Source organism: Leptospira mayottensis 200901116 (assembly GCF_000306675.2).
In the GTDB taxonomy this organism is placed as follows: domain Bacteria; phylum Spirochaetota; class Leptospiria; order Leptospirales; family Leptospiraceae; genus Leptospira; species Leptospira mayottensis.
Window position 1 is genome coordinate 97,501 of sequence record NZ_CP024872.1, and the last position, 22,500, is coordinate 120,000.

The window sequence follows — 22,500 nt, forward strand, 5'->3', positions numbered from 1 at the left end:
ACGTGTGTTCCCGCACGAAGAGATATATCGAAGGACGATTCGCTTCGGGATGGATTTTCAGAAAATCGTCAAATCCGGAATCAAGGTGTTCATTCATACTTTGAGAGTGATTCCTAAAGAGGATTCTTTAAAGAATAAATTCAGACTTGCAAGATTGATTGCGGAGACGGCGAAGGCATTTCTTGAGGACGAAAGAGATAAAAAGCGCGGTTTAAATACGGAAAGAATGCAAAGAATACTCAGAAAATGGAATATGAGAGAAGTTTTATTTACGGAAAAGGATTTCAATGATGAAAAAACAGTGGAACAGATTATTCTCAATTCTTCTTCGGTTCCTCCTGTCGTTTCCATTCAGAGTCACGAAAACGAATATTATTTCGATGGGGGACTTACCAACAACCTTCTTTTAGAGGTGTTTCCTCCAGATAAAAAGACGATCGGAGTTTATTATGAACCGACTACGATTGTCGGCAAAGATCCTAAACTTTTAGAAAGATGTTATTTGCAAACTCCTTCCGAACCTTTGCCGATTACTTCCTTTGATTATACCGACCCGAACGGAGTGAGGAGGGCCTATGAGCTCGGAAAACAGGACGCTCGGTTGAATAAGGATAAAATTTTCGAATATCTAAAAAAGGATTGGGCAAAAGCGGCTTTTTTCTTAAAGTCTAAGTAAGGGAATACATATTGGAATGATTACGAATTTACCAAATGATTTCTCTTCAGGTTTTAAAATAGAATTTTCGTGAAACAACAAAGTGTTTCTTTCTGAACAAACAAGAGGTTCGAAGCTTCACTTTGTTTTTCTGGTCTAACTTAGCCTGTCTTAAGAACCTTAGGAATGTAGGAACTACTACAATTTTAAACGACAGGAAAAAACCGCCAATGCGACTAATCTGTGGGAACTCCCACGTTTTTTTAGGAACTTGCCGGATCGTTAAGAAATATTTTTTAAGATTTTGAGACGGGCTCTGATATGGCGCCCCCATCCGGAGCCGTAAATATTTTTTCGCATTTTTTTTTAATCACCCAATAATTTAACTCGTTAGAGAAAAGCATTCGCGACGATTGATCAGACTGATATTCGCGGGTTGGATACCGCAGGATAATCTATACATCGGGAGCTGTTCTTAGTCTTAAAACGAAGGTCAAATTTGAAATTCAAATTTGCTTCAACACTGAGCCAACAAGTATTCCTCCTTTATCGTACATCTTCTCTAACGAATTCAATTATTGGATGAAACATTACTCTAACTCTATGCAACCAGATTCATCGCCGCCCAAAGAAATCCGGATAACTCTCTTGAAACTGCCGTTATCATTACCTGAGGAGTTTTTCCTCTTTGCTGTAGATTACGAAACTTTTTGTGTAATCTGAGAGATGCTTTTTCCGCCAAAGCAACAACTAACGCAGGTTGTCCCGATCTACGTGCGGTTACAATCTTACTTCCTGTTCCAGGGAAACGATGTTGCCAAGCTGCTTCTGTCAATATTCTTCGAAGTCTGGGACTTCCAGTTTTTGTTATCCCTGTTTGTTTTCTTTTGGAACCGCTGGAATATTCTCCCGGAACAAGTCCAAGAAAACTCATGAACGAACCGGCTGTTTTGAATCGTTTGAAGTCACAAACCTCACAAAGTAAAAACATTGCGTGTGTAGTGATAGTATTCACCTGACAGTCGGGTAAAAATCAGTGGTCCCGATTTCTTCTGAAAGTAAAAATGATTTTACCACAAATTATTTAAACTCAGGAGAAACCGATGACCACCAACGCCAATGCGACGACAAAAGCTACGAGAAGAAAGCTAAATTTATTAGAACTTGCTAACGAATTAGAAAATGTAAGTAAGGCCTGCAAAATCATGGGATATTCCCGTCAGCAGTTCTACGAGATCCGAAGAAACTTTCAAACTTACGGAGCAGAAGGACTTTTGGATCGAATGCCTGGAGCAAACGGACCTCATCCGAACAGAGTCAGCGAAGAAATCGAGAAAGAAGTTTTAGAATATTCTCTACAACGTCCTACCCACGGTTGTTTAAAAGTCGCACAACAACTCAGCCTCAAGGGAATCAAAGTAAGCTCAGGAGGAGTCAGAGGAGTTTGGGCGAGGAATAAACTTGTAACCAAACATCAAAGGCTTCTCAGACTTGAAGAACATCACAAAGATCAAATCATCCCTCTCACCGAGGATCAGATTAAACTCCTTGAAAGATTCGATCCAGAATACAGAGAAAGGCACATACATGCCGATTCTACCGGAGAATTGGTCTCTATGGACACGTTCATGGTCGGTTCCTTAAAGGGAGTTGGAAGAGTCTATTTGCAAACCGTAATCGATTGTCACAGTCGATTCGCTTGGGGAAGGCTTTTTAATACGAAGATTCCTGTTACCGCTGTGCAAACTCTCAACAACGACGTCCTTCCATTCTTCGAAGAACATAACGTTAAAGTTATGACCGTTCTTACCGATAATGGTCGTGAGTATTGTGGAAGAGAAGATCAACATCCGTTCGAACTCTTTCTTCAATTAGAAGAGATCGAACATCGGACTACTAAAGTGCGAAGACCCCAGAGCAATGGATACGTTGAACGACTTCATCGAACTTTGCTCGACGAGCATTTCAGAATTGCTGGTAGAACCAAATTCTACGAGGCGATTGAAGAAATGCAAATCGATCTGGAAATCTTCTTTGAGGAATACAATTACAAGAGAGTCCATCAAGGAAGAAACATGAACGGAAGAACTCCATTTCAAGTATTTTTCGAAGGAATTAAAGTCGAAGAGGACGAGGAGCCTAGTTCAGAAGATTAGTCAATTTCTTTCAGAAGTGTCAGGCGAATACTGTTACTGTACACATTGCGGTTAGATAATCCACTCCTCGGAAACATCTTAATATTCCCACTTTCTCTCGATACGGTTCACTTTCCGCTATCTCTTGTATTCTCTTATCCATCGCTTTTAAATTCTCTTCTTGAACTCTTACTCGACTATAATAGTCGTTAAATGTCTCTTGAAGGATCTCATTGTTAAACTGTAGATTGTTCAACCATTTGTTATGACTGACTGTCCAATACTTTGTTGCTGAGTAAGTTATACCCTTTCTTAATAAGAATTTCATCAACCTCTGACGATTCCTTCCTAAATCCAAACGAAGGCTGTCACGGGATCTCAAATAATCCCTTACCGCTTCGTCCTCTTCACTCGGTACATGAATCGATTCTAATTCTCCACTTCGTAATAATTTTGCTAATTTGATCGCGTCTCTCTTATCCGTTTTGATCTTATCCGAGCTTTGTCTTGGTATCTTTCCGGGTGCGACAAGGATACAGTTCACTCCCAAAGACTTTAGATTTCTGTAAAGTGGATAACCGGTTACTCCCGCCTCGTAACAACTATGTATCTCGTTCCATTCTGATTTTAGTTTATTGACGAACTTTTTGATCTGAACCTCATTATGTTTTATCTGCTGTTCTTTTACTATTTCCTTTGTATTGTTCGTTAAACACGCAATTCTAATCGTTTCTTTGTGGACATCCATTCCTACATATACTTTTCTTTTCATTACGTTCCTTCTGTTGGTTTTCTTGTTTTGTGGTAAATGCTTGCATCTAACCCACGGTTTTCAAGCCCAGAAGGGGCGCCATTTTGTCTTAGCTTTAGATTGATAAATTACGATTGTTCTTTGGCCCTTTCTTTAAAAACAAGTATATTTATGATACAAGAACTTCAGTTTCGCGTCGTTCCGGAAGTCGCGGGACAAGAAGAGGCGCTCAAAGCGCATATTTCTAAAACTCTAAAAATAAACATACAAGAGATTCGTCATATTGAGATATTGAGTCGTTCCATAGATGCAAGACAAAGGATCGTTTATTTTAATTTAAAAGTTCTGGTTTTTATTCAAGAAGATTTTATCGAAAAGCCGATTATTCTTCCGGATTTTCCAAATGTATCTCATTCGAAAGAAGTGATCGTAATTGGTGCTGGACCTGCTGGACTTTTTGCGTCTCTTCAATTGATCTTGTCAGGTTTCAAACCGATTCTTTTGGAAAGGGGAAAGGACGTGATGAGACGTCCTTTTGATTTGAAAGAAGTAAACGTTCATCATAACGTAAACGAAGATTCGAATTATTGTTTTGGAGAAGGCGGAGCTGGAACTTACTCGGACGGCAAGCTCTATACAAGATCCAAGAAGAGAGGAAACGTTCGTCAGATTCTGGAGCTGCTCGTAGGTTTCGGAGCAAACAAAGATATTCTGGTGGAAGCGCATCCACACATCGGAACAAACAAACTTCCCAAAATTGTAAAAAATATTCGAGAAAAAATCGTGGAGATGGGCGGAGAGGTCCACTTTGAAAAGAGAGTGACCGATTTTCTGTTAAACGGAAATCAAATTTATGGTGTGCTTACCAAAGATGGAGATAAATTCCATTCGAAAAATGTAATTCTTGCCACCGGACATTCGGCAAGAGACATCTTCGAGTTATTGTACCGGAAAGGAATCGAGCTAGAACTCAAGCCGATTGCTGTCGGCGTTCGAGTGGAACATCGTCAGTCTCTCATCGACTCCATTCAATATAGTTGTGAGGTTCGAAATCCTTATCTTCCACCTTCTCCTTACAGTATCGCAAAGCAAGTAGATGGGAGGGGTGTATATTCTTTTTGTATGTGTCCTGGAGGGGTAATCGCGGCCTGTGCCACAAAATCGGAAGAGATCGTTACGAACGGTTGGTCTTCGTCGAAAAGGGCAAGGCCTTCCGCAAATTCCGGAATTGTAGTCGAATTGAAAATGGAAGACTTTAAACCTTTCTCCAAATACGGTCCTCTCGCCGCGATGGAGTTTCAAAAAGAGATCGAACAAAAGGCTTGGACTGCGGGAGGTCGTACACAAAAGGCTCCGGCGCAAAAGCTCGTAGACTTTATAGAAGGAAAGGTATCTTCGGATCTTCCGAAAACTTCCTATGCTCCGGGAATTACATCCGTTGCATTGCAGGAAATTCTACCGGATTTCGTTTATCAATCCTTGCAAAAAGGTTTTCAGGAATTTGATCGTACTATGAAAGGGTATCTTACAAATGAGGCGGTCGTTCATGCTCCGGAGACGAGGACATCTTCTCCCGTTTGTATTCCTAGGGATTCACGTACTCTACAACATATTCGAATTCAAGGTCTTTATCCTTGTGGAGAAGGTGCGGGCTATGCGGGAGGAATTGTATCCGCCGCAATGGACGGGATTCGATCCGCGAACGCTTGCGTTTGCTCGATCGGGTGAGTTTTTTCAAGTCAAAATGGACTCGAATTTTATCCTTTCGAATTTGTTTTTTAATTTTGGGTAAAACGTTTGGACATGAATTATAAATTCATAAATTGTTTGTTGAGTGTTTCCAGATCTCGGATCAGATCCGTCGGTTTCGGCTGAATCGTTTTAGCTAGTTTCATACCGTCGTCTATCAACTCAAGAATTAACTTTTTCTCGGAAATTGCGCGTGCGGAAGGCATGGACTTTCTTTCGTTTCTATAAATGGAAGCTTTTTCGTCGATGATAGAGACGATTTTATTCAACGCGTGAATTTTTGCCTGTTCTTCTCCCATAAAATTCCCCTTCTTTTTGAAAGTCTAGCGAATTTGAAATTATAGGAAAGCTTATTTTTTAAAAACGTTTTCGCAGAACAGCCGTTAAAGTGTCTTTTTCCATCCAAAGAAGAAGAATACAAAGGATCGCATTCCCTAAGGCCAATAAGAATAATAATCCGCCGTCGTTTTCCTGTTCGATTCCGATCACGAATAAATGAGAAAAAACGGCGCCGGACATAAGTCCAAGTCCGAGAAAGGAGCCGAGCCAATTCCAACCTGGTAGAAACAAAAGAATCGAGGTAACAAGTTCTAAAATTCCAGTTCCGATTCTCCCCCAAGGTTCCACTCCGAGTTTGGAAAAAATCGCGACTGACTCCGGAGCTCCGGTGAACTTATAAAAAAGAGTTTGTAAAAATACGAACGCTACAATCGTACGAAGGCAATACAAAAGGAGTTTCTTTTTAGAAGAGTGAGAAATAGACAAGAAGGCGCTCCTGGAAATTCCAAATGTTTCTTCGAGTTCGTAAGAAAACGGTTACACTTGAAAAGAATTTTTATTCAAGTCCTGATACGTTGTATAATCCTGTAAGAATTTTCGGAATTGTTTGTTTGAACATTTTACCGTGTTTGTGCCATGGAATATGAAAGGAGTCCTCAGAGTCTTTCATAGTGTTGTATAAGGTTAGGATTTTGAAAGTGGTACCAATCTTGTAGAAGAAAAAATTGATGAAAATCTTTCATTCGGTCGAAAAACTTTTTGGACCTTCATGAATTCTTATCTAAAAAATCGAATTTACCGTTCTCGGAAAATTCATTATACTAAAAGATCAATTTTGTGACTCGCAAGTCTGATATCTCAGAATGCCGGAAACGTTGTATCGACAACAAGGATGCCGCAAGTGATTACAGATCAAATTCAATCGGGAAAATTAAAAATGAAATCTTTCCTTGAAAAGATAAAAAAGAAATTCAAATTTCTCGTCGACTTTAAGAATCTTTTTTATCTCGGGATACGAGCGAAACTTGCTCTTTTTACGGGAACTTTGATCGCATTTACGGTTATGATCCTTTCTGCGATAGATGTTCATCAGCAGACCGAAATTCTCACCCGAAGTTACGAAAAAGAAGCGGCGATCTCCAGACATTATATTTCCGGCCTAGTGCTTGAGTTGGAGAATCTTTCCAGCAGTTTGATTCGAGTGGAATCTTTTCGGGAAAGAGTCAAACGCCAAAGTCAAGCGTTACTCAAATATAGAACAAAAGTAGTCACTCAGGAAACGAAAGAAGTCAGCCTTTTTGGATTTAAAACGAAACTTTTCGGAGTTCTAGGAAAGGAACGTAAGTCGTCCATTAAGGATACGTACTATTCTGTTTATCTTTCCAAGGCCGACATAGACGAGCTCGAAAAGAATACCAAATTTTTACTCAAAGATCCAAGTGGTCTTGCAATTTCAGACGCGATGTTTTCCAAACTTAAGAATATGGCATATCAAGTCGCTGTGTTGGAAGCGGATCTGAACGAACAAAAACAAAGATGGGACGAGCTGCATTCTCAGGAAAGAACTTCCGAAAAGGAAAAACAGAATCTTGAATACGGAATGGACAATCTGAAAAAGGGAATTGAAAAAGCTAGAAATTATTTGGATCATTCCATTCTCGAACTTGCACTTCCGAAACAACATCGGAAAATTGAAGAGCTTGGACTCAACATGTCTCAGTATAGAATTCAGACTTTTCCGGTGATTTCCCATCAGATCAAAGAAAGTCTGAATCCTTCTTTCGATACGAAAATTTTTAAACCGGATGTTCCGATCAATTCGAACATTTTTATGAGAGACATCGATGTGAATCTAAAGGCTTCCATTGCGAAAATTCTTTCTTTGGATTTCTCGCAGGATACGAATCAAAATTCGTACACGATTGGTAAGATGGAATTACAAACCTTGTATTCCCCGATTTTTAGGAATCAAAGTTCTACCGAACGAGCTGATCTCCTTAAAGGAAAACTACCGGATTTTACGAAACATTATCTGCAACAGGACGAAAATATTGCGATGCGGATTCGAGATTTGGTGCCTCCTTTGAGAAAAAGAATTCAGGAATTGAAAGGGAAAAAACCTCCGATTCCTCCTTTTAGAGACAAAACTTTCAACGATCTTTACGTTCGTTATTCCAAACTGATTGATGAAAGGGAAACCGGTTTCGAAGTGTTTCGAAACCGGTATTCGGAAGATAAAAAGGATTTTGTGGAAACAGCGCAAAAACTTAAAACAGGAAAACAAAAACATCCGGTCAAAACAGAAGTTTTCTTTCCGATTCAGAGTGAGACCGATATTCTCATAGACGCGTTAGGCGAACTTAGGAATGCGGGGCTTGAGGATTTGATCGTGTTGCGGTTCAGTCAGAATTCCGGAAACTATTCCGATTATCTAAAGTATCCTTCGGAACAGAATTTATCCAAACAAAGATGGAAAGCGATTCGAGAATGGATTTATTCGGGTAAAAGCGAAACTCCGACCCCTCAACTGAAAAAATTGATTTCTCACGGAATCCTAGCGAACTCAAGAGGAGAAGCCGAAGAGATTCTTTGGAACTTGGATTCTAAACCTCTTTTTTCCGAATCAGGGGAAGGGGTTAGTTCTGCGATTTTATCCGCAAACCTTTCCGGAATTTCAAGAACGATCGTGGATCGCACTGAAGGTATAGAGATAATTCAAAAGAATAAAAATTCCACAATCGCAACCGCCTTGTTGATTTGTGTCGTGGCGCTCGTTTTTGCAATTTTAATTTCCGGTTTTGTAGTTCAAAAAATCAAACGAATTATCTTTCATGCTAAGGAAGTCGGTCAAGGAAATTTGGAAGTTTTGTTTGAACGGGGTGGCAAGGACGAATTTGGAACTCTTACCGTAGCTCTGAACTCTATGGTGACCGGTTTGAAGGAAAGGGAGAAAATCAAAAATATTCTTGGAACTATGATCGATCCGGTCGTTGTCAGAGAAGCTATGGTGGATCTGGTGGCACTTAAACGGGGAAGTGAAAAAAGAGTCACCGCTTTCTTTTCCGATGTAGCAGATTTTTCGAATATTAGCGAAAAATTAACTTCTGTGGAATTAGCATCTTTATTAAACGAATATCTTTCGGCGATGACGTTGATCCTGAAAAAACACGAGGGAGTTTTGGATAAATACATCGGGGATGCCATTGTGGGAATTTTCAATGCACCCGTCGAAGTGGACAAACATTGTCTCAAGGCGGCACGGGCCTCGGTCGAAATGATAGAAACTCTCGAAAAACTTAGACAGGAATGGAAAGGAAAAAAAGCCTATATTCCGGAAGCACAAGAGATGCAGATTCGAATCGGGCTTAACACGGGTCTTGCGAAAGTGGGGTTTATGGGAACCGATTCTATTTCGGCGTATACGATGATGGGCGATACGGTAAATCTTGCCGCGCGACTTGAAGCCGCCGGTAAGGATTACGGGGTTAATATTCTTGTGAGTGAGCACGTTCAACACGAGATCAAGGACGAATTTTTTACAAGGCTTCTGGACGTTGTCCGGGTCAAAGGGAAAAATGAACCCGTACTTCTCTACGAACTCATTGGAAGACAGGATAACGTGCCAGAAAGAGTGGAAGCTTCCGTGTTAGAATTCTCCAAAGGTTTCGAAGCGTATCTCAATCGAGAATGGTCTTTGGCGCAGGAACTGCTCGAAAGTTCTCAGATCACCAGGGGTAGAAAAGATAAGGCCGCGATGGTTCTTATCGATCGTTGTGAAGAATACAAATTGAATCCTCCGAAAAAGGCCTGGGACGGAGTTTATACTAGAACTCATAAATAAAAAACGAATCGCTTCTTTGAAAGATGGAATCAAGCTGGAAGTTTCCCGATTTTAAAGAAGAGTGGCCATTCCACGATTTTTGTTTGGGCTTTGCCCCAAAAATTTCGGATTTCCGTCTCGACTAAAAGAACCGGATCAGATTCATTTTTTTGAATGTATTTCTGGACGCTGGACCAGGTTCTCAGGTAACCTAATATTTGATCTACTGTCCATTCTTCCTTCATGCTGAACGGGGGAGGGATAATCTTTTCAAAAGGGAAGGGAATCGTTTTGTAGTTTTCTTCCACGTATCTTCTTTCCGGTGGCCAGTACGAACTGACAATTACTCTATAGAGTCTGTCCACGATATTGTCGATTTCGGGAGAGATTTTATGCAGACCGTAACCCCAAATCGCAAGAATTCCGTTTTTCCTTCCAACTCGGATTACTTCCTTGTAAAACGGTTCGAAATCGAACCAGTGAAATGCTTGAGCCACTGTGATCAAATCCGCTTCATGATTTTCTAATGTAGAATTTTCCGCCTTGCAGACTCTGTATTCTATGTTTTTACGAGGCTCGGCGTTTGAAATTTGATTTGTGCTCGGATCTGTAGCGATCACTTTTTCAAAAGTTGCCGCAAGAGAAACCGCGGCTTGACCCGTTCCGGTTCCGCAATCCCAGACTATTTTTGCGTTTGGAACGAGGCTTTTGAGATATGGAAATAACTCAAGCGGATAACCTGGTCTGAACTCGGAGTAAGAAGAGGAATGAGAAGAAAAATGATCTTTGAAATTCATGTTCTGATATTTTCAAAGATCGTAATGTAAGTTCAATCAGGAATTTAAAAATCACCGTCTGGATGTTTTTGAAATTCCTGATTGATAAAAAGGTACTGATATTGGATTTGTTTGCCGTCCTTCGTTTTAGCTTGCACCATCAAAGGAAGAAATGTGGATTTTTTTGCGAAGCTCGGGATCTTTACCGTATAATCTGGAGATTGATTTTCTAGGAGTACGTTCTTACTTTTGATCTTGATGCTAACCGACTCAGGTTGAACCCCTTCAAGGTGAATCTTGAATTCTTGGCCTGCTTTTACCCAAGATCCGTCTTGGATAGAAATGGAGATCTTCGGGGGAGGGGCCATCGTAAGAATGGAATTAAACGCCGACTGAGATTGTCCCCAAGGAACCAAGGATCTGTGTATGTTGTAAACGGGAGTTCCCGGAAGATTTTTACCTGGGTTGACTGTAAACGCCATTCTATAACCGATCGCTTTCGCTTCCTCGATTACTCTCGGATCGAAAAGACCGAAGGGATACGCGAGATCGATTACCTTTCTACCTGTTTTTGTTTCTAAGATTTGTTTGGATTCTACGAGTTGTTTTCGAATTAAAGCGCGGCTCATCATTGGAAGTTTCGGATGATATAAAGTATGAGAGCCTAGGTCCAAAACTCCACTATCTAAAGCCTTTTTTAACTCCTCCCAGGTCATGTAATATTTCTTTCGCGAGGAGATGATCGAAGGATAGATAAAGATAGAAGCGGTGAAACCGTATTTTTTTAAAAGAGGAACTAAAACTTCCAAATGTGTTTTGGAGCCGTCGTCGAATGTCAGTAAAATCGGTTTGTCTGGAAAGTTGGAGGGTTTTTTACCGTTGATATACGCGTAGAATTGATCCAGGCGAATCGTGTTGTAACCTGTAGCTTTCAAAAACTTAAATTGTTCTTCCAAAAGATTCGGGTGAAGATTATAACCTCCCATCGGTCCGCCTTCGGATGCTAAGTGGTGATAACAAAGAACGGGAATCCCGCCTCCAGAAACGGATTCGACTCCTTGAGTCGTATAACTGGGAGTCGGTGGAGTATCTTCTTTAACAGTTGGAAGCGCGTCTTCGTATTTTTTCTTTTTGGAATTCTTAGAAACGTCAAAATTTTCTCGTTTTGAATCGGGTTCTTTTCGGCTTTTAACTACGGATTTTTTACGGGAAATTTCATCTTCGGACTGAGCGGGGTCGGAATCTACGTTAGCGGATTTCGTTTGTTCTTTTTGATTTTTTTTAGAAATGGTTTTTTGCGAGGAATCTTCGGGAGTGTACAAAGATTTCGGTGGTTTTTGTTCTGTATCTTTTTTTGAAGACGAAGTAGTCGGTTTTCTATTCTTCTCAGGGTTGAGGAAATCGTTCACAGGGGAAGCGATAAGAATCGAAGATACTAAGAGATAAAAGATTGCGGGAGTTATGAGGATATTGCGCTTAATGCTATTAATGAGAAAGAGAAATAAGAACGGGATATGTCCGAAATACGAATTATAAAAAGCGTTTTGTAAGGTTTCTTGGATCTTTCGGTCGGGTAAAACACGCTGCGGGCAAGCGCAATATTGTGTTCCCTTGTCGTTTCGCTTTTTTGGACGAAAGGAAATTAACGTTTTAAAACGAACTGTAAGTGGTTTTGTTTGCATTCTGAAATCCGGAAGAAAAGTCTTCGGTTAGTGTTTTAACACCGCTTTCCCCGGCAAGCGATTCCCGAGGTTTTCAACTACAGAACTTTACAAAGGATTTTCTTGCTTCGTTGTGTCCTAAATTTGCCGCTTTTTTCCAATCTTCGCAGGCGCTTTGTTGTTCTTGTACTGTCCAGTTTACCACGGCACGATTATTGAGTGCATTTGCATAAGTTGGTTTCAGACGGATCGCCAAAGAAAGATCTTCGATCGCCCCTCGATAATCGGAAACTTTCATTTTTGCACAGCCTCGGTTGTTGAAAGCGATCGCGTAATCTTCTCGTTTTTCAATTGCCCGGTTGTAATCGGAAATCGCTCCTGTTTCGTTACCAGATTTGCTTTTGGCAAGTCCTCTGTTGTTAAGTGAAGTCGGATTGTCCGGATTAACGTCCAGATCTCTAGAATAAAACTCGATCGCTTCCAAGTAGTCCCCGTTCTTGAATTTAGAATTTCCTTCTTGAAAGGAATTCAGATCGGTTTCGCTGATGAAAACCAGTTCCTTCGTTTTCTTTTGTTCGAAAGAACAGACAGAAAACAACGTAATAGTTAGGAAAAAAATAAAAATCGATGTAAATTTCGATTTAAGACCGGGGACCAACCAAAAAGCCTCCGAAAGAGATTTATTGTCCTCCTTTCTCTCGGATCAATCTTTTTAAAACTGATTCACTGTGGGTGCAAAGTTTCAGAATTCCACCCTTTGCCGGTTTTTGTTTTTCGAGTTGTAGAAGCTGAGAGGCAAAGCGAAACTTTCTACGTATATGATTCACAGCTGGAATCGAAGTTCTAAAATTTTTTGCTAATTCGTGATCAGCTAACCCTTTCGAGTTGAGGTCGAAGAACTTCGCTAGTTTGCCTTTATCCCAAACGATCTTCCGATCTGTTCGGTAATAATTGTGTTGTTCCAAACGTTTGCTGTTACGTTCGTATGAGCCTTGATTCCTCTTCTTTCTCCAGAAGGGGTGGCGGTTTCTTGCGTATTTGATATCCTCAATCGTATACCCAGTGGATGTAAGCCATTCCGACGTGATACTAGATTTTTTGGGTCCGGTCAGTTTCGATTTGATGGATAGCTCGATGTACTGCTCCGGTGTAGATGCTGAAAGTAGTTTTCGTTTTTCTTTTTCGTAGATTTCCATATTGTTTTACGCTCGTTAAATTATCCGGAGAGCGCTAACTCTCCAAACTTTAGAAACTATAATTATCACAATATGGTTAACTTGAAAACATTTTTCCGAATTTGAAGAGAATTTCTCGAATGTATTTCTTATCTCCGAAAGTACACTGAAGTAATTAAACACTTACTACCATGTTGCCATCTTTTGTGAATTCGAAGCGGCCCAACACTTGAGACTCGCTACAATTTCCTCTGATAAGCGAAATGAAGGATTACGTTTCGTAATCGCGTTTACGATCGAATTTGAAACAGTTTCAGAGAAAAGTCGGTATAGACTGTAAGAATGGATTCCAGATGGTGCGAAAAGGGAAGCGATGTTTCGGTTCCAGAAAAGTATACAGATTTTATTTGCCTCTTCGAGTTTTTGTTTCGAGACGAGAAGTTATCCTCGCGTTCTTTCGAATGTAAAATTGGAGATTCTAAAGTTGTCAGACCAGAAGTTGCAAAAATTACAATATCCGGCAATAGTAAAGAATCTACATAAAATAATATTACGAACAACGGAAATGAGTTTTTATGTGTCTGAAGTGTTTTGGTCAAGAGCTGCGAAAAAGACCTCATATACTGACATGTCTAACTCGGGAATTTTTTTTCACAAAAGCGAACGTAAGCTAAGAACTTACGCTCAATAAATCTGATAAGGATTTTCAAACTCGATTCGAATCACTAGTATGATATTTTTCGGATTCGTGTTGGCGATTCCCCTAGTTTCGAATAAAAGTTCCGGGATTTTGGTTTTGTGTGATCGGATGGAATTCTATGAATGAGGTATACTTTTAATTTTAAGAAGACTTTCTTATGGAGGAAAATGCGATTTAGAAGAATGGAATGTGATGAAAAAGATTTTCAAAATAGAGGATCGCAAATTTAAGAAAATGCGTTAGAATTACGTTTTATATGAATGAAAACACCATTTTGCAAAAAAGAATACAAGCGTCTGTTCAAGGTGTTTTGTTGGATTTGGACGGGGTATTGTATACCGGAGATTCTGTTCTTCCTGGGGCACGGGAGGTGGTTTCTTATTTAAAAGAGAATCACATACCTCATTTGTTTTTAACGAATACGACTACAAAATCGAGAAATGGGATTTTCGAATTTCTAAACGATCTCAAAATTCCAGTAGAGGAAAAAAGAATTCTAAATTCTCCCCGAGCCGCCAGCGAATACATTCGAGAAACAGGAAATCCAAAAACTTTTTTCGTTATTCAAAAGGAAGTCGAAAAAGATTTGGAAGGAATCGATTTCGAACAGAAAATTCCGGAAGCCGTGTTAATCGGAGATATTGGAAAAGAATGGAATTATAGGATTTTAAATGATATCTTTCAAAAAGTAAAAAAGGGAGCTAGGTTGATCGCTCTTCATAAAGGGAAGTATTGGCAGACAAAAGAAGGGTTGATGTTAGATATGGGGGCTTTCGTGTCCGGAATAGAATACGCGACCGGTGTAAAAGCCGAGATCATAGGAAAACCTTCTCCGGCGTTTTTTAAAGCTGCTCTGAAAATGATTTCCACGCAAGCGTCTGAGACGATTATGATCGGGGACGATCTTGATTCGGATGTAGGTGGAGCACAAGCTTGTGGGATGCGGGGAGTTCTCGTAAAAACTGGAAAATATCGGGATGGAATATTGCAAAACTCGAATGTTCGCCCCGATGCAATTTGGGAAAATATAAGTTCACTGATTCCGTTTCTTCAGAAATTCTAAAGACTGTTTAAAATATCGAACGAAAAACAAAATATGAGTTCAATGCCATCCAACTTAGTCGTGAGAACTATTTGGCCCTTATTCTTAAGGGTTTTCTTTTTTAGAACCAATCCCAAAACTTTCCGGACCTTTATAGCAGTTTGTCTGTATAAAATTTGGGAATTTCGTCCGTCGAAAAGTTTTTACAATTCTCCTTTGAAGGGCCGTAGTTTATTCAAGCAACAAGAGTCGAAAGATCAAACAGATTCGCAAAAAATACAAATTCAAAAAATGAAGCGTTTTTAGATGGGAAATTTCGTTACCCAAAAACTCGATTGGAAAATCGTTTCTGAATATCTTGAAAATTAAGATCGAAAACCTTGATGTTTTACTTTGAATCTTGGAAACAAATTTTTTTTGAAACGACGGAATTTAAACTGTCTGTTCGAGACCGATCGCTTCCAGAAATTTCAAGGGCCGTTTTGAGTTCGAATTGAGAATCACCCAATCCGTACTCGCGTTGCAAGAAAGAGTTTGACTGCTTTGACAAATGATCCTTTGTACAAATACCGCACGAATGGGTGTTTTTATAAAAAGATCGGATTCAACCGTAATCGTTTCCGGATAGTTGATTTCGCGTTTAAAATCGAGGTGAATCGAAAGAATCACCGGTACAAAACCCTGTGTTTTTAGTTTTTCCATGGAAAATCCCCAGTCCCTCATTGCTCTCATTCTAGCCTCGTCCAAGTAACCTTGGAAATTTTTATTGTTTACATGTTGGTTCGGATCCAATTCATCCCAACGGATCGTAATTTGTGTCGAGTGGTTTTTTCGAATCGGGGTCGGTTCTTCGATTTTCATTCTTTTTTCCTAAAATTCATTCTTTTTGAGATTGGATAAAAAATTCTCAAGATAGGATTCGTCTCCCGTTGCTCTGGAGAGGAGCATTGCACCTCTCCAAGAAGATTCTAAATATTGAATGCGTTTTAGAAGGGGTTGAGATTCGGGAACTTGAAGCGATTCAATGATTCCTCTTGAGATGGTTTCAAGAGACAATTTCAATCTTTTTCTCAGTTCCGGCCTTTGAGAAGATGAATGTTGAGAGAGGACATTGATAAGACAGGAGAGTTCTTCTTGAAGGAAATTCTTTTCTAAATCTACTTTTTTTTTGTAGAGAAAATGGAGAGAAGAAAGTCCTCTTCCCCCTTCTTCTAAGACGGATTCGTTCCATTGGATTGCGGCATTCGTATATATTTCTAAGGCCTCCAAGAGAAAGTGATCCTTGGAAGGGAAGTAATTGTAGAAAGATCCTTTGGGAATCCCAGAAGCGTCCGCGATCTCTTGGATTCCGATTTCATTTGGTCCGGTTTTTCGGAGGAGATGAATTCCGGTTTCGAGGATCTTTTTCTTTCTAGTTTCTGCTGCGGTAGGAGAGAGTTTCATCTTTTAGAAAATAAAGTGACTGGTCATTTTAGAATGCAAGGAAAATTTGTAGGAGGTCTTACAAAAAAGGATGAGTATTGAGAAAAAAGGGGCTTTTGGAGTAGGAGCTCTTACAAAATTCCTAAAGAACTCTATAACTTAAAAAAATCACAGACTTGCCCCGTTGAAAATTTTTCAGGAGACCTGAAAAAAGTCTCCAAAACTCAAATTTAACCAATTCTTCTTAATCACTTGAAAGAACCGTTCAGGTATGGAATCAAAAGAAGAAATTAGTTCGAAAAGAGAAATCACCTTCCGAAAAAAAAGAACACCCGTTACTCTCCTTATTCCGGAGCAGATTGTGCACTTAAGAAAATTAAAGGCAAATAAATTGAATCAAGAATTGAGTTTTCTCCTAAAGAAATATCAGAAATGTGCGCTCGAAAAGAAATTTTTAGGAAGAAGTTTCCCTGCAGTAAGCTATCAGAGAAAAGGTTTAAAACTAAAAAAGATGAATTTTCGTCCAAACGAAAAGGATTGGGTCACTTTGGGAGTCCTCGCTCTTGGGTTAGGTGTTTCTCGTTGTCTCCTTTTTGCCATCTTAGAAGAGTGGGAGTACGCTAACGAAATCCCCTACTACCAAACAGGAGGAGCTCTTACAAAAATCACCCTTCTCAGAGAAATTCTCCCACCCAAAAACCGATTCTTCTCCCAACTTTTTCCTTCTCCCTCATAAAAAATCTTGCAGATATCAAGATATCTTGATATCTTAGTCCTAATGGAGCTTTTGGAAGCCAAAATTGTTTCCGGTAATAGTCCGAAGCAGATTCTTTCTGCTCTAAAAGCGCTTTCGGATGAAACAAGAGTCCGAATTCTTCATATTCTTTCTTTATCCCCTTTGAATGTGCAAGAAATTACAGAAGTTTTAAAAATGGGTCAGTCTCGCGTCTCTCGACATCTTAAAATTTTAACTGATGCGGGATTCTTGATTCCTGAAAGAGAAGGTTCTTGGGTATATTACCGAATTATAGAGGAAAAAAAAGCCCCCGCTTTTTCTTCCGAGGTCACTGAACTTCTTCTTTCCTACAAAGAAGATTTACCGTTTCGAACGACGGATCAAGCGCAGATTTCCGAGATTCTTTCCAGAAGGGATCAAAAGAATACATTCTATTTTAATAATGTAGCTCACGACTGGGAATCGATTCAAAAGGATGTGCTGGATCCTGCAATCTATCGTAAAAAAATTCTTTCTTATTTACCTGATTTTTCCTCCTTAATTTACGATTTGGGATGTGGTCCTGGAGGTTTGATCCCTTATCTTTTGACGAAGTCAGATCAGGTAATCGGGATCGACGCGTCTCCTAAGATGGTGGAAGAAGCGGAGGTAGCATTTACAGGAAACGCTCATGTATCCTTAATCTGTTCTCCTTTGGAAAACGTAGCATCTTACGCGAGAGAGGAAGCGGATGCGGTCGTCGCTTCTATGGTGCTTCATCATCTTTCTAACCCACCTGCAGTGATTCGCGAAATTTATAAAATTCTGAAACCCGGCGGAACCTTCTGTCTTGTGGATTTGAAAAAACACAATCAAGAGTTTATGAGGGATAACTTCTCCGACCTTTGGTTGGGATTTGATTATTCTCTTCTACAGGATTGGTTGGAACTTTCCGGCTTTAGAGTTGGTTCTTACGAGGAATTTGATACGGGTAACGTTTTCAAAATTTTGATCATTCAAGCAAAGAAAAAGGAGGACTAAAATGTCCGCAACAACACAAGAAAAAGGTTTAAGCTATAAAGTAAAGGATCTTTCCCAAGCTGAATGGGGAAGGCAGGAGATTATCCTGGCGGAAAAAGAAATGCCGGGTCTTATGGCGTTAAGACAGGAATACAAAGGTAAAAAACCTTTAACGGGTGCAAGAATTGCCGGATCTCTTCACATGACAATTCAGACCGCAGTTCTGATCGAAACCCTGACGGAATTGGGAGCGGAAGTGAGATGGTCTTCTTGCAATATCTTCTCCACCCAAGATCATGCTGCCGCTGCGATTGCTAAAGCCGGAGTCCCCGTTTTTGCATGGAAAGGAGAAACCGAAGAAGAATACTGGTGGTGTATTGAACAAACCCTTTTCTTCGGAGATAAAGGACCGAATATGATACTTGATGACGGAGGAGACCTCACTGCTTACGTTCATGAGAAGTATCCTAAATTGTTAAGCGAAATTCGCGGTATTTCCGAAGAAACGACCACAGGTGTCAAGAGTCTTTACAAATTACTCAAAAAGGGAGAATTGAAAGTCCCCGCGTTCAACGTAAACGATTCTGTTACCAAGTCTAAGTTTGACAACCTATACGGATGTCGCGAATCTCTCGCGGATGGAATCAAAAGAGCTACCGACGTTATGCTCGCAGGTAAAGTGGCTCTCGTTTGCGGTTTTGGAGACGTAGGTAAAGGATCCGCCGCTTCTCTTCGTAACTTCGGTGCGAGAGTGATTGTAACCGAAATCGATCCAATCTGCGCTCTTCAAGCTTCTATGGAAGGATATCAAGTTCTTCGCGTGGAAGACATCATCGAACAAGTGGACATCGTAGTAACCGCAACTGGAAACGACGACATCATCACTCTCGAACACATGAAAGCGATGAAAGACGGGGCGATTCTCTGTAACATCGGACACTTCGACACCGAGATCCAAATGTCTAGACTGAACGGAGAAAAGGGCGTAACCAAAAAGGAAATCAAACCTCAAGTGGACAAATACACCTTTGCGGACGGTAAATCCATTATCGTTCTTGCGGAGGGACGTCTTGTAAACTTAGGTTGTGCGACCGGTCACCCTTCTTTCGTAATGTCCTGTTCCTTCACGAACCAAGTACTGGCTCAGATCGAACTTTACAACAATAAGTATGAGCTCGGAGTCTATACACTTCCGAAACATTTGGATGAGAAAGTGGCCGCTCTTCACCTTGATCAGTTGGGAGTTCGTTTAACAAAACTGAACCAAAAACAAGCTGACTATCTGGGAGTTCCTCTAAACGGGCCTTTCAAACCGGAGAACTACAGGTACTGATCCGGACTTTTCCGGGACGCTAAAGTCCCGGAAAAAATCGGTCTTCTTGAAAAACAATGGCTTATGTAGTTACTGAGCCGTGCAGGAATTGCAAATACACATACTGCGCAGCAGTCTGTCCTGTGGAAGCTTTCCGAGAAGGAACTGATTGTCTTTATATCGAACCTTCCGTCTGTATTGATTGTAATAAATGCAGACCGGAATGTCCGGTGGAAGCGATTTATCCGGATTACGAAGTTCCGTCTATCTGGCATGGTTGGATTGCGGAGAATGTTCATAAAGCGAAGCATTCTCCCGTTATTATAGACGTGAAAGTTCCTCTCAAAAAAGAGGGATGTGTAAATTCGGAATATTAGAATTTAATGTTATATTATTTTTTAGAATTATCAAAGAAGTTTGCTTATGACTTATAAAGTTCAGAACTATACTAATCGTTCATCCCAGGAATTGCTTGCGCTCCTCAAAAAACAAATCTTAGTCATAGACGGGGCGATGGGAACTATGATCCAAAGATACCCTCTCACCGAAGACGATTTCAGAGGAGAAGTTCTCAAGAACCATCCACATCCTCTCAAAGGGAACAACGAACTTCTTTGTTTAACAAGACCGGATGTAATCGAAGCGATTCACGTGAAATTTTTGGAAGCCGGGGCGAACATTCTTGAAACGAACACGTTCAGTTCGAATCAGGTTTCTCAAGGTGATTATAAAACGGAGTTTCTCGTCACGGATTTGAACAAGGCCGCGGTTGTATGTGCCCGCAATGCGATTGAAAAGTTTAAAAAAACAAATCGCCACCAGCCTTGTTTTCTGGCCGGTGCGATCGGGCCGACGACTCGTACTGCGACCCTTTCTCCGGATGTAAACAATCCCGCGTTTCGTGCAGTGACTTTCGACGATTTGGTTGCGACTTTTTACGAACAAGCGCGCGCTCTTGTGGAAGCGGGGGTGGACCTGCTTCTTCCAGAAACGAATATCGATACTTTGAATCTAAAGGCGGCAATCTTTGCAATCGAACAAGTATTCGAGGATTTGCAAGTAAGAATTCCGGTTTGCCTTTCGGTGACGATCACAGACGCTTCGGGAAGAACTCTTTCCGGACAAACGGTAGAAGCGTTCTACAACTCCATCGTGCATTGCAATCCTCTTTCTGTGGGAATCAACTGTGCGCTTGGTGCGGACGAAATGCGTCCCTATATTGAAGAACTTGCGAGAGTTTCCTCCTGCTATATCAGTTGTTATCCGAATGCAGGTTTACCGAATGCGTTCGGAGGTTACGACCAGACTCCGGAAGAATTTGGAACTTATATTCAAGAGTTTGCAAATTCCGGCTGGTTGAACATTGCGGGCGGATGTTGCGGAACGACTCCCGAACATATCGCCGCTGCCGCAAAGGCGGTCCAAGAAAAAAAACCAAGAGTTCTTCCTCAGATCGAAGAGATCACGAGACTTTCTGGATTAGAACCATTGAATGTCACCCCCGATAAAGGATTTTTACTCGTAGGGGAAAGAACCAATGTTACCGGATCGCCTAAATTCAAAAAACTTATCATCGAAGGGAATTTTGAAGAAGCAGTTTCCGTTGCGTTGCAACAAGTGGAAGCAGGAGCGAATATCATCGACATCAATTTCGACGAAGCGTTGTTAGATGGCGAGGCTTCGATGAGACATTTCCTGAATCTCATCGCGGGCGAACCAGATATCGCAAAGGTTCCGTTTATGATCGATTCTTCCAAGTGGAGTGTTCTGGAGGAAGGTCTGAAATGTATTCAGGGAAAACCGATCGTAAATTCCATCTCTCTCAAAGAAGGAGAGGAAAAATTCTTAGAACACGCTCGTAAAATTCAAAGATACGGAGCTTCCGCGATCGTGATGGCATTCGACGAACAAGGACAAGCCGCGACCAAGGATGAGAAGGTTCGTATTTGCAAGAGGGCATACGACCTTCTCGTAACGAAGGCTAATTTTAGTCCAACTGACATTATTTTTGATCCGAATATCCTGACTGTGGCGACTGGGATCGAGGAACATAATAACTATGCAATGGACTTTATAGAAGCTGTTCGTGAAATCAAAAAGTTCTGTCCGGGTGCGAAGGTTTCGGGAGGTTTATCCAACGTATCTTTTTCCTTTAGAGGAAACAATCCCGTGAGAGAGGCAATGCACTCTGTTTTCTTATATCACGCAATACGAGCAGGGCTCGACATGGCAATCGTAAACGCGGGAATGCTTGCGGTCTACGAAGAAATTCCGAAAGATCTATTAGAATATGTTGAAGATGTAATTTTAAATAGAAGACCCGACGCAACCGAACGTCTCGTCGAATTTGCCGAAAGTGTAAAATCCTCCGGAGACAAATCCGAAAAGAAAGAGGAAGCTTGGAGAGAAGGGACTTCGGTCGAGGAGAGGCTTTCGCACGCACTTGTCAAGGGAATCGTGGAATATATTGATCAGGATACGGAAGAAGCCAGGCTCAAGTACGAACGTCCATTAACCGTCATCGAAGGTCCTCTAATGGACGGAATGAAGATCGTAGGAGAATTGTTCGGTGCTGGGAAGATGTTTCTTCCCCAGGTGGTAAAAAGCGCTCGGGTTATGAAAAAATCTGTGGCCTATCTTCTTCCCTTTATGGAAGAAGAGAAAAATCGGTCGGAGGATGTGGTCGCCCGCCCTAAATTTTTGATCGCGACCGTAAAAGGAGATGTTCACGATATAGGAAAGAACATCGTTGGGGTTGTTCTTGCATGTAATAACTACGAAGTGATTGATCTAGGTGTAATGGTCCCTTCCGATAAAATTTTGGAAGAAGCAAAGAAACATAACGTGAGTATCATCGGTCTTTCGGGACTCATTACTCCTTCGCTTGATGAGATGGTACATGTGGCTTCCGAGATGAAACGAACCGGTTTCGAAATCCCTCTTTTGATCGGAGGAGCGACCACGAGCTCCGCGCACACTGCGGTAAAAATTGCACCCGTATATGATCCACCCGTAGTACATGTAGTGGACGCTTCTAGGGTTGTAAACGTAGTAAATCAACTTTTACATTCGGATTTAAACGAGGTGTATGCTCAAAAGATCAAAGAAGATCAAAAGACGGCTCGGGAGAATTATTTTAATACGAGAGCGGAAAGAAAATTAATTTCCTTGGAACAAGCCAGAGAAAATCGGGAAGAGATCGATTGGACGGCTACGACAATCGATAAACCTTCTTTTATGGGAATCCGAATTTTTGACGAAGAAGTGTCTTTGGAAACATTAATACCG

The 22,500-nt window shown here is 40.8% G+C and carries 18 protein-coding genes and 2 pseudogenes (2 of these 20 cut by a window edge); 10 read left to right on the forward strand and 10 right to left on the reverse strand.

Annotated elements, in window-relative coordinates:
• On the forward strand, positions 1 to 676 hold the 3' portion of the coding sequence (locus LEP1GSC190_RS17970; protein WP_002749200.1) for a patatin-like phospholipase family protein. The gene continues 329 nt to the left of window position 1, outside the view; 676 of the gene's 1,005 nt are visible here — the last part of the coding sequence; the start codon falls outside the window, past its left edge; the stop codon is at positions 674 to 676.
• Positions 677 to 1,256: 580 nt separating this feature from the next.
• Here LEP1GSC190_RS17970 and LEP1GSC190_RS17975 read toward each other — a convergent pair.
• Positions 1,257 to 1,649, reverse strand: a pseudogene (locus tag LEP1GSC190_RS17975) (transposase); the annotation flags it as partial.
• A gap of 109 nt (positions 1,650 to 1,758) precedes the next feature.
• Here LEP1GSC190_RS17975 and LEP1GSC190_RS17980 point away from each other — a divergent pair.
• The gene (locus tag LEP1GSC190_RS17980) at positions 1,759 to 2,811 is read left to right on the forward strand and encodes an IS481 family transposase (RefSeq protein ID WP_002745363.1); all 1,053 of its coding nucleotides are present in this window, start codon (positions 1,759 to 1,761) and stop codon (positions 2,809 to 2,811) included.
• Positions 2,812 to 2,854: 43 nt separating this feature from the next.
• Here LEP1GSC190_RS17980 and LEP1GSC190_RS17985 read toward each other — a convergent pair.
• Positions 2,855 to 3,562: pseudogene (locus LEP1GSC190_RS17985) on the reverse strand (IS110 family RNA-guided transposase); the annotation flags it as partial.
• Positions 3,563 to 3,712: 150 nt separating this feature from the next.
• Between LEP1GSC190_RS17985 and LEP1GSC190_RS17990 the strand changes: the two are divergent.
• Positions 3,713 to 5,269, forward strand: coding sequence for an NAD(P)/FAD-dependent oxidoreductase (locus tag LEP1GSC190_RS17990; protein ID WP_002763012.1), 1,557 nt, complete (start codon positions 3,713 to 3,715; stop codon positions 5,267 to 5,269).
• Between the two features lie 80 nt (positions 5,270 to 5,349).
• Here LEP1GSC190_RS17990 and LEP1GSC190_RS17995 read toward each other — a convergent pair whose 3' ends face one another.
• Together LEP1GSC190_RS17995 and LEP1GSC190_RS18000 are read right to left on the reverse strand one after the other, a co-directional pair.
• A complete protein-coding gene (locus LEP1GSC190_RS17995) occupies positions 5,350 to 5,589 on the reverse strand; it encodes a hypothetical protein (protein ID WP_002729387.1) in 240 nt (79 codons plus the stop codon).
• A 58-nt stretch (positions 5,590 to 5,647) separates the two neighbouring features.
• On the reverse strand, positions 5,648 to 6,055 hold the full coding sequence (locus LEP1GSC190_RS18000) for a DoxX family protein (protein WP_002749668.1): 408 nt from the start codon (positions 6,053 to 6,055) through the stop codon (positions 5,648 to 5,650).
• 415 nt (positions 6,056 to 6,470) lie between these two features.
• Between LEP1GSC190_RS18000 and LEP1GSC190_RS18005 the strand changes: the two genes are divergently transcribed.
• Positions 6,471 to 9,410 (forward strand): adenylate/guanylate cyclase domain-containing protein, encoded by a 2,940-nt coding sequence (locus LEP1GSC190_RS18005; protein ID WP_002749604.1) that lies wholly within the window; start codon positions 6,471 to 6,473, stop codon positions 9,408 to 9,410.
• Between the two features lie 29 nt (positions 9,411 to 9,439).
• On the opposite strand, the gene LEP1GSC190_RS18010 is transcribed toward LEP1GSC190_RS18005, so the two are convergent.
• From LEP1GSC190_RS18010 to LEP1GSC190_RS18025, 4 genes are all read right to left on the reverse strand, one after another.
• The gene (locus tag LEP1GSC190_RS18010; RefSeq protein WP_002749583.1) at positions 9,440 to 10,186 is read right to left on the reverse strand and encodes a class I SAM-dependent methyltransferase; all 747 of its coding nucleotides are present in this window, start codon (positions 10,184 to 10,186) and stop codon (positions 9,440 to 9,442) included.
• Positions 10,187 to 10,230: 44 nt separating this feature from the next.
• Positions 10,231 to 11,679 carry a polysaccharide deacetylase family protein gene (locus tag LEP1GSC190_RS18015; protein ID WP_420844323.1) on the reverse strand — a complete coding sequence of 483 codons (1,449 nt, stop codon included), beginning with the start codon at positions 11,677 to 11,679 and terminating at the stop codon, positions 10,231 to 10,233.
• Between the two features lie 241 nt (positions 11,680 to 11,920).
• Entirely contained in the window at positions 11,921 to 12,484 is a 564-nt protein-coding gene (locus LEP1GSC190_RS18020) for a tetratricopeptide repeat protein (RefSeq protein ID WP_002749554.1), read from the reverse strand.
• Between the two features lie 22 nt (positions 12,485 to 12,506).
• Positions 12,507 to 13,022, reverse strand: coding sequence for an LB099 family protein (locus LEP1GSC190_RS18025; RefSeq protein WP_002729400.1), 516 nt, complete (start codon positions 13,020 to 13,022; stop codon positions 12,507 to 12,509).
• A 935-nt stretch (positions 13,023 to 13,957) separates the two neighbouring features.
• On the opposite strand from LEP1GSC190_RS18025, the gene LEP1GSC190_RS18040 reads away from it, so the two are divergent.
• Positions 13,958 to 14,764: a TIGR01458 family HAD-type hydrolase gene (locus LEP1GSC190_RS18040; protein WP_002749288.1), complete on the forward strand. Its 807-nt coding sequence runs from the start codon at positions 13,958 to 13,960 to the stop codon at positions 14,762 to 14,764.
• A 411-nt stretch (positions 14,765 to 15,175) separates the two neighbouring features.
• Here the strand turns inward: LEP1GSC190_RS18040 and LEP1GSC190_RS18050 are convergent, their stop codons facing one another.
• Both LEP1GSC190_RS18050 and LEP1GSC190_RS18055 read right to left on the reverse strand, forming a co-directional pair.
• Positions 15,176 to 15,604 (reverse strand): acyl-CoA thioesterase, encoded by a 429-nt coding sequence (locus tag LEP1GSC190_RS18050; protein WP_002749510.1) that lies wholly within the window; start codon positions 15,602 to 15,604, stop codon positions 15,176 to 15,178.
• A 9-nt stretch (positions 15,605 to 15,613) separates the two neighbouring features.
• The gene (locus LEP1GSC190_RS18055; protein WP_002749636.1) at positions 15,614 to 16,186 is read right to left on the reverse strand and encodes a TetR/AcrR family transcriptional regulator; all 573 of its coding nucleotides are present in this window, start codon (positions 16,184 to 16,186) and stop codon (positions 15,614 to 15,616) included.
• Between the two features lie 250 nt (positions 16,187 to 16,436).
• On the opposite strand from LEP1GSC190_RS18055, the gene LEP1GSC190_RS18065 reads away from it, so the two are divergent.
• The 5 genes in view from LEP1GSC190_RS18065 to metH are tightly spaced (at most 56 nt apart) and all read left to right on the forward strand, a layout consistent with a single transcriptional unit that may run on beyond the window.
• Positions 16,437 to 16,901, forward strand: coding sequence for a DUF1564 family protein (locus LEP1GSC190_RS18065; RefSeq protein WP_002749607.1), 465 nt, complete (start codon positions 16,437 to 16,439; stop codon positions 16,899 to 16,901).
• Between the two features lie 42 nt (positions 16,902 to 16,943).
• On the forward strand, positions 16,944 to 17,921 hold the full coding sequence (locus LEP1GSC190_RS18070; protein WP_002749438.1) for an ArsR/SmtB family transcription factor: 978 nt from the start codon (positions 16,944 to 16,946) through the stop codon (positions 17,919 to 17,921).
• A gap of 1 nt (position 17,922) precedes the next feature.
• Positions 17,923 to 19,233, forward strand: a complete 1,311-nt coding sequence (ahcY, locus tag LEP1GSC190_RS18075) for an adenosylhomocysteinase (RefSeq protein WP_002749547.1) — start codon at positions 17,923 to 17,925, stop codon at positions 19,231 to 19,233.
• Between the two features lie 56 nt (positions 19,234 to 19,289).
• A complete protein-coding gene (locus LEP1GSC190_RS18080) occupies positions 19,290 to 19,589 on the forward strand; it encodes an indolepyruvate ferredoxin oxidoreductase subunit alpha (RefSeq protein WP_036036092.1) in 300 nt (99 codons plus the stop codon).
• 46 nt (positions 19,590 to 19,635) lie between these two features.
• Positions 19,636 to 22,500, forward strand: partial view of a methionine synthase gene (gene metH, locus LEP1GSC190_RS18085; protein ID WP_002749286.1) — the 5' portion only. The gene runs 879 nt beyond the window's last position; 2,865 of the gene's 3,744 nt are visible here — the first part of the coding sequence; it begins with the start codon at positions 19,636 to 19,638; its stop codon lies off the right edge, out of view.